Source organism: Streptomyces sp. NPDC023481 (genome assembly GCF_055560195.1).
The window spans coordinates 287,999-299,888 of record NZ_JBVHJE010000009.1 but is presented as its reverse complement, the minus strand read 5'-3'; the positions used below and the strand labels follow the sequence as shown (position 1 = coordinate 299,888).

12 protein-coding genes are annotated in these 11,890 nt (G+C 74.0%); 9 read left to right on the top strand and 3 right to left on the bottom strand.

Features of this window, described 5'->3' with window-relative positions; translation table 11 throughout:
- Positions 1 to 159, top strand: a 159-nt coding sequence (locus ACZ3ZD_RS20080) for a sigma-70 family RNA polymerase sigma factor (RefSeq protein ID WP_467398455.1), incomplete at its 5' end; no start/stop codon positions are given.
- Positions 160 to 432: 273 nt separating this feature from the next.
- Here ACZ3ZD_RS20080 and ACZ3ZD_RS20075 read toward each other — a convergent pair.
- Positions 433 to 918, bottom strand: a complete 486-nt coding sequence (locus ACZ3ZD_RS20075; RefSeq protein ID WP_467398991.1) for a MarR family winged helix-turn-helix transcriptional regulator — start codon at positions 916 to 918, stop codon at positions 433 to 435.
- Positions 919 to 1,066: 148 nt separating this feature from the next.
- Between ACZ3ZD_RS20075 and ACZ3ZD_RS20070 the strand changes: the two genes are divergently transcribed.
- From ACZ3ZD_RS20070 to ACZ3ZD_RS20055, 4 genes are all read left to right on the top strand, one after another.
- Positions 1,067 to 2,227 (top strand): PP2C family protein-serine/threonine phosphatase, encoded by a 1,161-nt coding sequence (locus tag ACZ3ZD_RS20070; RefSeq protein ID WP_467398989.1) that lies wholly within the window; start codon positions 1,067 to 1,069, stop codon positions 2,225 to 2,227.
- 136 nt (positions 2,228 to 2,363) lie between these two features.
- Entirely contained in the window at positions 2,364 to 3,251 is an 888-nt protein-coding gene (locus ACZ3ZD_RS20065; RefSeq protein WP_467398986.1) for an STAS domain-containing protein, read from the top strand.
- A gap of 103 nt (positions 3,252 to 3,354) precedes the next feature.
- A complete protein-coding gene (locus ACZ3ZD_RS20060) occupies positions 3,355 to 3,798 on the top strand; it encodes an anti-sigma regulatory factor (protein WP_467398985.1) in 444 nt (147 codons plus the stop codon).
- Positions 3,799 to 3,931: 133 nt separating this feature from the next.
- Positions 3,932 to 5,185 (top strand): PP2C family protein-serine/threonine phosphatase, encoded by a 1,254-nt coding sequence (locus ACZ3ZD_RS20055; RefSeq protein WP_467398983.1) that lies wholly within the window; start codon positions 3,932 to 3,934, stop codon positions 5,183 to 5,185.
- Here ACZ3ZD_RS20055 and ACZ3ZD_RS20050 read toward each other — a convergent pair.
- Positions 5,139 to 5,636 (bottom strand): MarR family winged helix-turn-helix transcriptional regulator, encoded by a 498-nt coding sequence (locus ACZ3ZD_RS20050; RefSeq protein WP_467399013.1) that lies wholly within the window; start codon positions 5,634 to 5,636, stop codon positions 5,139 to 5,141. The two genes, ACZ3ZD_RS20055 and ACZ3ZD_RS20050, sit on opposite strands and share 47 nt — an antisense overlap.
- A 167-nt stretch (positions 5,637 to 5,803) precedes the next feature.
- On the bottom strand, positions 5,804 to 6,694 hold the full coding sequence (locus ACZ3ZD_RS20045) for a YihY/virulence factor BrkB family protein (RefSeq protein ID WP_467398980.1): 891 nt from the start codon (positions 6,692 to 6,694) through the stop codon (positions 5,804 to 5,806).
- 257 nt (positions 6,695 to 6,951) lie between these two features.
- Here ACZ3ZD_RS20045 and ACZ3ZD_RS20040 point away from each other — a divergent pair, with 257 nt between their 5' ends.
- From ACZ3ZD_RS20040 to ACZ3ZD_RS20025, 4 genes are all read left to right on the top strand, one after another.
- Complete coding sequence (locus ACZ3ZD_RS20040; RefSeq protein WP_467398978.1) at positions 6,952 to 8,601, top strand: PP2C family protein-serine/threonine phosphatase; 1,650 nt, start codon at positions 6,952 to 6,954, stop codon at positions 8,599 to 8,601.
- A 65-nt stretch (positions 8,602 to 8,666) separates the two neighbouring features.
- Positions 8,667 to 8,837 (top strand): hydrophobic protein, encoded by a 171-nt coding sequence (locus ACZ3ZD_RS20035; RefSeq protein ID WP_467398977.1) that lies wholly within the window; start codon positions 8,667 to 8,669, stop codon positions 8,835 to 8,837.
- Between the two features lie 155 nt (positions 8,838 to 8,992).
- Positions 8,993 to 10,504 carry an SDR family oxidoreductase gene (locus tag ACZ3ZD_RS20030; RefSeq protein WP_467398974.1) on the top strand — a complete coding sequence of 504 codons (1,512 nt, stop codon included), beginning with the start codon at positions 8,993 to 8,995 and terminating at the stop codon, positions 10,502 to 10,504.
- A 5-nt stretch (positions 10,505 to 10,509) separates the two neighbouring features.
- Positions 10,510 to 11,880 carry a cryptochrome/photolyase family protein gene (locus ACZ3ZD_RS20025; protein ID WP_467398972.1) on the top strand — a complete coding sequence of 457 codons (1,371 nt, stop codon included), beginning with the start codon at positions 10,510 to 10,512 and terminating at the stop codon, positions 11,878 to 11,880.
- Positions 11,881 to 11,890 lie beyond the last annotated feature (10 nt).

Genomic DNA, 11,890 nt, shown 5'->3' with positions numbered 1-11,890 from the left:
CTGGACGAGCGGGACCGGAAGATCATTCACTGGCGGTTCGTGGAGGAGCTGACCCAGGCGCAGATCGGGGAGCGTCTCGGTGTCTCCCAGATGCACGTCTCCCGGCTGATCACCCGCCTGCTGGGCCGCCTGCGCGAGGGCATGCTCAGCACCACCTGACCCGCCCGCCGCCCACGGGCGGCTCCGCGACGCGCGGGCCCGGCACCAAGGTGCCGGGCCCGCTGGTTTTTTGGCCTCCGCGTCACCGTCGAGACGTGGTTCACAGGCGGGTTCCGGGCGCGAGGGGGTATCCGGATCACGAGACCCACGGACCCGACTGTTGCCGTTTGACAACAATGGCCGTGAGGCAACAAAGTGTCCGAGTCGTGAAGCCCGGGGAAGGATCCGCAATGTTCCTGAGAAACAGGGGCGACCGGTGGCCCGGCCCGGTGTTCAGGCCGTCCGGTCTCCGGTGTGCGGCGCGTGGTCATGTATCTGCAGCGCCGCCGTGTCGCAGAACACCTCCAGCCCCTCGAGGAGCGCCGTCCGCTTGGCGGCGGGCATCAGCTCCAGCACCGCCTGCAGCTCCTGCTCCCGGCGGACCCGCAGATCGTCGAGGAAGGCGCGACCGCGGCTGCTGAGGTGCAGCCGCACCTCGCGTCGGTCGGCGGCGCTGACCGCCCGCTCGACGAAACCGGCGGCCACCAGGCGGTCGCAGAGCCGGCTGGTGGACGGAGGCGTGGAGGCGAGCGAGTCGGCGAGGGTGCGCAGGTTGATGCCGTCCTGGTGTTCGAGCATGAGCAGGACGCGCATCTGGGACGGAGAGGCGGGCGCGGTCGAGGCCCGGCCCCACAGGACTTCCAGCAGCTCCACGGCCGTCAGGGTCACGCGAGCGACCTCGGCGGGCTCGGGGCGGGGGCGGAAGACAGTCACCGTCACACTCTCGCAGGCACTGGGACGACCGCCAGCGTACTAGGTACCGGGAGCGACAAGAGATGGTTCGGACGATCGGCACGACCTGCTCCGGGTGCCCCCGTCGCCCGGGCGCGGCCCGTGTGTCCGCCGAAAGATTGGTGTATAGACCGTCGTGAACAGATTTGTCACCGCCGAGCGCGCCCTGCGCACGGCGGCGCCGCACGAGTTGTTCGACGCCGTGCGCCGGGTGCTGGCCGAGGAGTACGCCGCGCACTCCGCCGAGCTGTACCTGGCCGACTACGGCCTCACCGTCCTGCAGCCGGTGTCGGTCCTGCCCCACACGGGAGAGCCGGTGTCGGCGCACGGCAGCGCCGCCGGCCGTGCCTTCGGTGCCCAGGAGCCGTTCGTGGAGAGGGCCCGCGGTGGGTCCGTACGCGTCCATCTGCCGGTCAGCGTGCGCGGGGACCGGCTGGGCGTGCTGTCGGTCACCCTGCCGGACGAGGACGGGACGCCCGACCTGCTGGGCGAGCTCGCGGACGTCGCCGAGGTGCTCGCGCACGAGATCGTCGTCGCCGAACGCGACACGGACGTCTACGTGCGGGCGCGGCGCAAGGACCGGCTGACCCTGGCCGCCGAGATGCAGTGGCAGCTCCTGCCCGGCCGCGCCTGCTCCCGCCCCGAGTACGAACTCGGCGCCCAACTGGAGCCGGCGTACGCCATCTACGGCGACAACTTCGACTGGTCCACCACGGCCGACCACCTCCTGCTCTACGTCACCAACGGCATGGGGGAGGGCATAGAGGCCTCCCTGCTGACCAACCTGGCCCTCAACGCCCTGCGCAACGCCCGGCGCGCCGGTATCGCCATCGACGACCAGGCCGCCCTGGCCGACCAGGCGGTGTACGCGCACTACCGGGGGCGCTGCTATCTCTCCGTGCTGATGTTCGAGTTCGAGCTCGCGACGGGCCGGGCGAAGGTCGTGGACGCCGGTTCACCGCAGCTGCTGCGGCTGCGCGACGGCGTGGTCGAGCGCGTCGACTTCGAGGCGCAGCTCCCGCTGGGGATGTTCGAGGAGACCGACTACTTCGCCCAGGAGTTCCAGGTCGAGCGGGGCGACCGGCTCGTGTTCGTCAGCGACGGTGTGCACGCGGTCGCCTCGCCCAAGGGGGAGGCGTACGGGGACACGGCCCTGGCCCGGGCGATCACGTCCACCCGGCTGCTGCCGGCCGCCGAGGTCCCGCGCGCCATCCTGCGCGAGCTGACCGGCCACCGGGGCGGGCCCGTCCCGGACGACGACGCCCTGGTGGTGTGCCTGGACTGGCACGGGCGCTGACGCGCCGCAGCGTGCACGCGCCGGATGTGGCGATGATGTGTCGTTTGGCCCCGCACGCAGCGTCCATACTTGTCATGAGGCAATAATTGCCGCGGTTGTGTCGTCTCGGCGCAGCGGGCTGTCGCGGAAGGAGACGATGCAGGTGTCGGAGCGGGCCACGGACGGGGCGGCGGCGCGTGAGCTGGGAGCCTTCCTGGAGCGCCGTCGCGAACAGATCGCCCAGCGGTGGGCGGACGCGCCGCTGTTCCGGACGGTCTTCACCGCCTCGCGGGACGAGGCCGTGGAGGCGTGCCGGGTCGTCGTGGACGCGCTGGGCGACGTGGCCGCGAGCGGGCGGCTGGAGAACGTGGCGGCCGCGGGGTTCGACCCGGCGCGCGAGCAGCTGGGACGCATGGCCGCCTCGCGTGCCCGCGGGGGTCTCGGGCCGGCCCGCATCGCGGACGAGGCCGCCGGTCTGCGGACGGTGGCCGTCGAGCTGCTGCACGGCGAGGGCCTGCCCGAGCGCGAGACGCAGGAGGTCCTGCTGGCGCTGACCGTGCTCATGGGCACGCTACGGCTGGTGATCATGGAGACGACGGTCCTGGCCGGCGAGGAGCTGATAGCCCGGCAGCGGCAGCACCTGCTCGAAGTGGCCACCCCCGTGATCAACCTGTGGGACGGTGTCGTCGCGGTGCCCCTGATCGGCACGCTCGACAGTGCCCGCAGCCAGGTGGTCATGGAGTCGCTGCTCCAGGCCGTCGTGGAGGAGCGGGCGCGGTACGCGATCCTCGACATCACCGGCGTCCCCACGGTCGACACCCTGGTCGCGCAGCACCTGATGAAGACGGTCGCCGCGGCCCGGCTGATGGGCGCCGAATGCATCGTCTCCGGCATCCGCCCGGCCATCGCGCAGACGATCGTGCACCTGGGCATCGACCTGAGCCCGGTCCTGACGCGCGCTTCGCTCGCCGACGCGCTCGCCTACGCCCTCGCCCGGCAGGGCATAGCGGTCTCCCGGCCCGCGGTCGGCGCGGCAACGCGATGACGGCCCCCCACCCGGGCGGCCCGGCCACGGTGTCCTCGCCGACGCCGGGGAGCCTCCCCCCGACCTTCCGGGGCCGTCGACCCGTCCCCCCGGGGGGCAGGGCTTGACGGCCTCCGACCCCGCCACGACCAGCCTGCCCCTCGGCACCGACGCGGATCTCGCGTGGGCCCGCCAGCGGGTGCGGCAGGTCGCGGCCCGGCTCGGGTTCGGGCTCGTCCAGCAGACGAAACTCGTCACCGCGGCCAGTGAGCTGGCCCGGAACACCCTGGTCCACGGCGGCGGAGGGCGGGTCGAGATCACCGCGCTCACCGACGGCCCACGGCGGGGGATCCGGCTGGCCTTCAGCGACGCCGGCCCCGGCATCGGCGACGTCGAACTGGCCATGACCGACGGCTACAGCAGCGCGAGCGGCCTCGGCCTGGGCCTCGGCGGCGCCAGGCGCCTGGTGGACGAGTTCACCCTGGAAAGCCGTCCCGGCCAGGGTGCCACCATCACGGTCACCGCCTGGCTGCCGGGCGCACCCGCCCCTCGCGCGGGGACCTTATGACAGGGGGTGCGCCGCCTGCTGGCCGGCGGCCCCGGTCGCCCGCACGTCCAGGGCGTCGATGTGGGCGTTCCCGGCGGAGGGCGGTCATGGGCGCGATAGCGTGGAGGTCGCAAGGGGAGAGGATGGAGACGTCGTGAATGCCTCTGAAGCGGTCCCGTCTCTGGAAGCCCAGTTGCGGGCGGCTCCGCCGCACGCGCTGGTGGCCACCGTGGGCCGTCTGCTGGCGCAGCGCTTCGGGGCCGCAGGCGTGACGCTCCTCCTCGCCGACTACGGGCTGAGCGTCCTGCAGCCCGTCACCCATCTGCCGCACACCGGCGAGCCGGTGTCCGCGCAGGCCGGTCCCGCCGGTACGGCCTTCACCACCCAGAAGCCCGTGGTCGAAGTCACCGCCGACCCGGCCGCCCAGCTGGTGCACCTGCCCATCACCGTCCGCGGCGACCGTCTGGGCGTGCTCTGTGTGCGCGTGCCCGGTTCGTCCACCGACCCCGGCACGGTCCTGCGGCTGGGTGAGGTCGCCACCGCGCTGGCCCACGAGCTGGTGACGGCCGGCCGGGACACCGACCTGTACCTCCAGGCCCGCCGCACCCGCCGGCTCACCCTCGCCGCCGAGATGCAGTGGCAGATCCTCCCGGGCCGGGGGTGCGTACGCGACGAGTACGTCATCGGCGCCCACCTGGAACCGGCCTACGCCATCGGCGGCGACAACTTCGACTGGTCCACCAGCGCCGACCACCTCACCCTCACCCTCACCGACGGCATGGGCCAGGGCATCGACGCCTCCCTGCTCACCAGCCTCGCCGTCGGCGCCCTGCGCAACGCCCGCCGCGCCGGCATCGGCCTCGCGGACCAGGCGTGTCTCGCCGACCAGGCCGTCTACTCCCAGTACGGAGGCAAGTCGTACGCCTCCACCCTCCTGCTGCACTTCGACCTCGCCACCGGCACCGTGCGTGCCGTGGACGCCGGATCCCCGCAGCTGTACCGGCTGCGCGGCACCACGGTCGAACGGGTCGAGCTGGAGGCGCAGCTGCCGCTCGGCATGTTCGAGGAGACCCTCTACGAGGAGCAGACCTTCCACGTCGAGCCCGGCGACCGCCTGGTCGCCATCAGCACCGGCGTCCACGGCACCCGCTCGACGACCGGAGAGGCGTTCGGCGAGAGCGTGCTGCGCCAGATCCTGGGCGCCACCCGGCAGACACCCCCACACGAGACGGCGCGTTCCATCGTCGCCGGGCTGCTCGAACACGTCGGCCACGAGGAGCTGGTCGCGGACGCCGCCGTCGTCTGCCTCGACTGGAAGGGCCGCCCCGCCGGGCCCCCTGAGGAGGCCGAGAGCGGGGACGCTACGGCCCCTCGGGCGGCCGGCGCGGTGCCTCGCCCTGCGCCGTGAGGAACGCCCTCATGCCCCGGACCAGCGCCGCTCGCTCCGCGGGCGCCATCCGCGCCAGCACACCGGCCAGGGCCTGGGCGCGCCGCCGGGCCACGTCCCCCAGCACCCGGCGCCCCTGACCCGTGAGCCGTAGCTGCACCTCACGCCGGTTGTGCGGGTGCAGCGCGCGCTCCAGCATCCCGGCCGCCTCCAGCCGGTCGCACAGCCGGCTGGCGGTGGGAAGCCCTATGTCCAGCCGTTCCGCCAGCCCGGTGAGGTTGACCTCCGGTGCCGTCTGGAGCGTCCTGAGCGCCCGCAGCTGGTGCGGGGAGAGCCGTACGGCCGCCTCCTGGGCGGCGAGGGACCACAGGTGCGCGAGACTCTCCACGGCATCGGCGATCTCACGGGCGGCGGCGCTGGGCACGTCACCCGAGCCCTCAGCGCGATCGTCGGCGCTGCCGGGAGGAGTCACGAACACATCACTTTCCGTAGGATCCGGGTGCTGCGGGAACAACCCATAATCCCTCGCAGTACCCGAGCGGCCGGACGGCAAGCAGCGTTTGCGGCGAGGGACCACCCGGCCGTGCCGGCGCGTACGCCTGAGCGGCCCGGCCCTGGTGCCGGCGGCGGCCGCGGGCGCTAGGGGGCGGGCGGGGGACCATCGCTTCGGCCATCGGCTCCTTTCCGCCGGGCGGGCTTCACCAGCTCCGCGTTGAACTGGGCGCCGACCAGGAGGGCCAGGTTGGACAGCCACAGCCAGACCAGGAAGACGACGACACCCGCCAGCGAACCGTACAGCCGGTGATAGGTCGTCACGTGCGAGGTGTAGACGGCGAACCCGAGGGAGACGGCCAGCAGGAGCAGCACCGCCAGGGCGCCGCCCGGCGCCATCCGGCGCACCGGGCGGGAGGACGCGGGGCCCGAGCGGTACAGGACCAGCACCAGGGCCACGGCGACCGCGGCCAGCACAGGCCAGCGCAGTGTGTCCCAGGCGACCTGCGGCCCGCTGCCCAGGTTCAGCGCCCGGCCGAGCCGCCGGGCCAGGCCGCCGGTGAGGAACAGCGCGAGCGTGGTCGTCAGGAGCAGCGAGATCAGCACGAGGGCGGTGACGATGATCCGCGGGGCCGTGCGCCACACCGGCCGGTCCGCGCTGACCCGGTGCATGGCGTGCAGCGCCCGGCGGAAGACGCTCAGATAGCTGGAGCCCGACCACAGCGCCCCCGACCCCGTCAGGAAGACCAGCGTCCACGCCGTCGACTGCTGGTCGGCCATCTGCCGCAGGGTGCTGCGCAGCAGGGCGCGGGAGGCGACCGGTGCGGCCTGCGCCATGCGGTCGATGACCTCCGGTTTGGCCGTCGGGATGGTCAGGCCCACGATTGACAGGATCATCAGCAGGACCGGGAACAGGGCCAGGACGGCGTAGTACGTCAGCGCGGCCGCCCAGTCGGTGACATCGTCGTTCCAGACGGACACCGGTGTCCGGCGCAGCGCCGCCCACCAGCGGACCGTACGGCCGTCTGCGTCCTCCATGAGGCGGATGCTCTCACCCCCGACGCCCGGTCGTTCGCCGGGCCACACCGGCCACGACTGCCGGTCGCGTTCCCCGGAACACCGTCGTCATGCTCGCGAAGCGCCCGCAATACCTTCGGGCGAACCGGATGTGATGGTCCGGTGCGCCTTTTCGGGATGGGTTGCGAGGGCGGGTGCGGGTGCGGGACTGTTGCCGTAAGGCATCTATTTCCTCGTGGCAGGAAGGTGGTGGGGTGCGCTCGTGCGTGCCTCCGCTTGTGGCATCTCTCCCCGATATCTCCGCCCGTCTCCACGATCCCGGCCGCACGGTCGGCGCGACCTGGGCTGAGGCCCCCTGTCCCGTTCTCGTCGTCGACCGCCACGGCGGCCTCGTCGGCGTCAACGGGGCCGCCCGGATACTCCTTCCCGGCGCCACCAGGGGTGACCTGCTGCACGAGCACGCGCCGGCCTGGCTCTGCGACGCCCACCAGCGCGTCGGCGCCGGCCTGCGCGGACCGCGCGCCGAGCCACCGGGCGGAGCCATCAACGAACGCCACTTCGAGGCGCATCCCACGGCCGCCGGCGACGGCGACGTGGTGTGGTGGCTGATGGACGACACCGACCGCCGCCTCGCCGAGGCCGCGCTCACCGACGCCCGGACCCGCACCGAGATCCTCTCGCAGGTCTCCAGCACCCTGCTGTCCACGCTGAACGTGCCGCGCTGCATGGAGGTGACCACCTCCATGGCCGCCGAACACCTCGCCGACGCCGCGGTGCTCGTCGCCCCGCAGCACGGGCGGCGCCACCACCTGACCTACGCGCTCACGGGCGGGCCCGTCACCCAGGTCACCCGGCCGGTCGACGCCTCGGGCGTACCCGGTCTGGCCGAGGCCCTGCGGGGCCTCACCCCCGTGCCGGCCCGGCGAACCGACCCCGTCGGCCTGCCCGACTGGGTCATCCCGGACGGCTTCGCCGGTCCCGTCGGCTCCGTGGTCGTCGCCCCGCTCCCCGGTCACGGCGCGCCCGCCGGGGCCCTGATCCTGGTGCGCTCCGGCGCCGGACGGTCCTTCACGGAGGGCGAGGAGCTCTTCGCCCGGCTCTTCGCCGTCCGCGCCGGCGCCGCCCTCTCCGCCGCCCGCCTCCACGCCGAACAGGCCACCGTCACCGCCACGTTGATGCGCGAGCTGCTGCCGCCGCCGCTGAGCAGCGTGCACGGCGTGGAGTACGCGGGCGGCTACCGCGCGGCGAAGGACCACGAGCGGGTCGGCGGTGACTTCTACGACGTCCACCCCGGCTCCGACCCCGCCCAGGACACCCTCGTCGTCCTCGGCGACGTCGCGGGCAAGGGCCTGGACGCGGCCGTGCTCACCGGCAAGATCCGCAACACGCTGCACGCGCTGCTGCCGCTGACCGACGACCACCAGCGGGTGCTCGACCTGCTCAACGGCGCCCTCCTCGGCGCCCGCCACACCCGCTTCGCCACCCTGGTCCTCGCCTCCGTCCGCCGCCGCGGCGACCGGGCCCACCTCCGGCTGACCAGCGCCGGCCACCTGCCCCCGCTGATCGTCCGCGCCGACGGCACGGTGGAGGAGGTACCCGCCCACGGAACACTGGTCGGTGCGCTGCCCGCGGTCAGGGCGCACACGGTCCGCACGGTCCTGGCGCCCGGGGAGACCTGCCTGCTCTACACCGACGGCATCACCGAGGCGCGCGGCGGCCCGCTCGGCGACGAGTTCTTCGGCGAGCACCGCCTGCACCGGGTCCTGTCGGGGTGCGCGGGCCTGCCGGCGGAGGCGGTCGTGGAACGGGTGCAGACGCTCGCCGCCCGGTGGCTCGGGGACGGCCGCCACGACGACATGGCCGCCGTCGCCATCAGCGTCCCCCGCACCGGGCGGCCGGTGGCTAGTGCCCCGTCTTTCCCTGCATAAACAAGGCGGTAAGGGGGCGTACGCATCACTTGGAAGGGCAGACGGTGGTCAGGAGGTTGATACACATGGTTCCCCTGCTTCTCGTTCTGCTTCTGGCCCTGATCCTCTTCGGAGCGGGCTTCGCCCTCAAGATCCTCTGGTGGGTCGCCGTCGCCGTCCTGGTGCTGTGGCTCCTCGGCTTCGTCATGCGCTCCACCACCTCAGGCGGTGGCCGCAGCCGGTGGTACCGATGGTGATCTGACACCCGCACACACCCACCCCCGCACAGGGCCCGGCCGACGGACGGCCGGGCCCTGCGTGCGCTCCCGGCGGGCGGGCGGCACCGTGGATACCGGGGGAGAGCGACCGGGGCGCGAGGGCGCCCGCACGACTACCGAAGGCGGCGGTGCACGTGGTGGACGCGAGACTGTGCCTGGTGACCGGCGCCAGCGGCTACATCGGCGGGCGCCTGGTGCCGGAACTCCTGGACGCCGGCCACCGGGTGCGCTGCCTGGTGCGCACCCCCCGGAAACTGCGCGACCAGCCCTGGGCCGACCGGGTGGAGATCACGCAGGGCGATGTCACCGACGCCGGCTCGGTGGCCGCCGCGATGGACGGCGTCGAGGTCGCCTACTACCTGGTGCACGCCCTCGGCAGCGGCCGCGACTTCGAGCGGACCGACCGGGAGGCGGCCCACGTGTTCGGCGAGCAGGCCCGCGCGGCCGGCGTCGGCCGCCTGGTCTACCTGGGCGGGCTCGCCCCGGCCGGCGTGCCCGAGCGCGACCTCTCCCCGCACCTGCGCTCCCGCGCCGAGGTGGGGCGCATCCTCCTGGGCTCGGGCGTGCCGACGGCCGTCCTGCGGGCCGCCGTCATCATCGGCTCCGGGTCCGTCAGCTTCGAGATGCTGCGCTACCTCACCGAACGGCTGCCGGTCATGGTCACGCCGCGCTGGGTGCACACCCGCATCCAGCCCGTCGCCGTCCGGGACGTGCTGCGCGTCCTGGTCGGCTGCGCCGGCCTGCCCGCGGACGTCAGCCGGGCCTTCGACATCGGCGGCCCCGAGGTGCTGACGTACGTCGAGATGATGCGCCGGTACGCCGCCGTCGCCGGGCTGCCCCGGCGGCTCATCATCCCCGTGCCCGTCCTCACCCCCGGCCTGTCCAGCCAGTGGGTCGGTCTCGTGACCCCCGTACCGGCCGCCATCGCCCGCCCGCTCACCGAGTCGCTGCGCCACGAGGTGGTGTGCCGGGAACGGGACATCGAACGGTACGTGCCCAGCCCGCCCGGCCACCCCATCGGCTTCGACCGCGCCGTCGCACTCGCCCTGGAACGGGTGCGGGACGCGCAGGTCGCCACCCGCTGGTCCTCCGCCTCCGTGCCGGGCGCGCCCAGCGCCCCGCTGCCCACCGACCCGGACTGGGCCGGCGGCAGCCTGTACACCGACGTACGCGAACGCCACGCCGAGGTGGCTCCCGGCACGCTGTGGGACGTGGTCGAGGGCATCGGGGGTGAGAACGGCTGGTACTCCTTCCCGCTGGCCTGGGCGGTGCGCGGCTGGCTCGACCGCCTCGCCGGCGGGGTGGGCCTGCGCCGCGGACGCCGGGACGCCCGGCGGCTGCGGGTGGGCGACTCGCTGGACTTCTGGCGGGTGGAGGAGATCGAGCGCGGGCGGCTGCTGCGGCTGCGCGCCGAGATGCGGCTGCCCGGCCTGGCCTGGCTGGAGATGCGCGTCGAGGAGGACGGCACCGGCGGCGCCCGCTACCGGCAGCGGGCCCTGTTCCACCCGCACGGGCTGCTCGGCCAGCTGTACTGGTGGAGCGTGTCGCCCTTCCACGCGGTCGTCTTCGGCGGCATGGCCCGCAACATCGTCCGCGCCGCCGAACGCACCCGGCGGCAGGGCACCGCGTCCCGGACGGGAGGCTGACACCGATGCGCGTCCAGGTCGTCCTGTTCACCTCCGACCTCCGGCTCCACGACCACCCACCGCTGCGCGAGGCGCTGGCGGCCGCCGACGCGGTCGTACCGCTCTTCGTGCGGGACCGTGCCGTGACCGCGGCCGGGTTCGCCACCCCCAACCGCAGCGCGTTCCTCGCCGACTGCCTCGCCGGCCTCGACGCCGGGCTGCGCGAGCGCGGCGGGCGGCTCGTGGTGCGCTCCGGCGACCTGGTGGAGGAGGTGTGCCGGGTGGTGCGCGAGGCCGGCGCCGACGAGGTGCACCTGTCGGCGTCGCACAGCCGCTTCGCCACGCGGCGCGAGGAGCGGCTGCGCCGGGCACTGGAGTCCACCGGATGCCGGCTGTCCGTGCACGACGCGGTCACCGTGGCCGTACCGCCCGGTGACCTGACCCCCGCCTCCTCGGACCACTTCGCCGTCTTCACGCCGTACTTCCGGCGCTGGAGCCAGGCCCGGCTGCGCGCGGCCGTCGGCGCTCCGCGCCGCGTCGACGTCCCCGACCACGTCGGCGGCGAGCCGCTGCCCGCCCGCGACGCCGTCCCCGGCGTCTCGCCCGCCCTGCCGGCCGGCGGGGAAGGCGAGGGCCGGGCGCGGATGACCGCCTACTGGCGCAAGGGACTGGACGCCTACGACGACACCCGCGACGACCTGGCCGCCGACGCCACCTCGAAACTCTCCGCGCACCTGCACTTCGGCACCCTGTCCCCGGTGGAGCTCGTCCACCGGGCCCGCCGCCACGGCGGTCCCGGCGCCGAAGCGCTGGTCCGGCAGCTCGCCTGGCGCGACTTCCACCGCCAGGTCCTCGCCGCCCGCCCCGACGCGGCCCGCACCGACTACCGCACCCGGCACGACCGGTGGCGCACCGAGGACACCGCGCGGCACGACATCGAGGCCTGGCGGGAGGGCCGTACCGGCTATCCGGTGATCGACGCGGCGATGCGGCAGCTGCGCCACGAGGGCTGGATGCACAACCGCGCCCGGCTGCTCACCGCCAGCTTCCTGAGCAAGACGCTCTACGTCGACTGGCGGATCGGCGCCGCGCACTTCCTGTACTGGCTGGTCGACGGGGACGTGGCCAACAACCAGCTGAACTGGCAGTGGGTGGCCGGCACCGGCACCGACACCCGCCCCAACCGGGTCCTCAACCCGGTCACCCAGGCCAGGAGGTACGACCCCGAGGGCGCCTACGTGCGTCGCTGGCTGCCCGAACTGCGGGGCGTCGAGGCGCCCGCGGTGCACGAGCCCTGGAAACTGCCGGACGCCGACCGGGCCGCGCTGGACTATCCGGGCCCGCTGGTGGAGCTGGCCGAGGGCCTGGAACGCTTCCGCCGGGCCCGCGCCCGCTGACCCCGCGCGC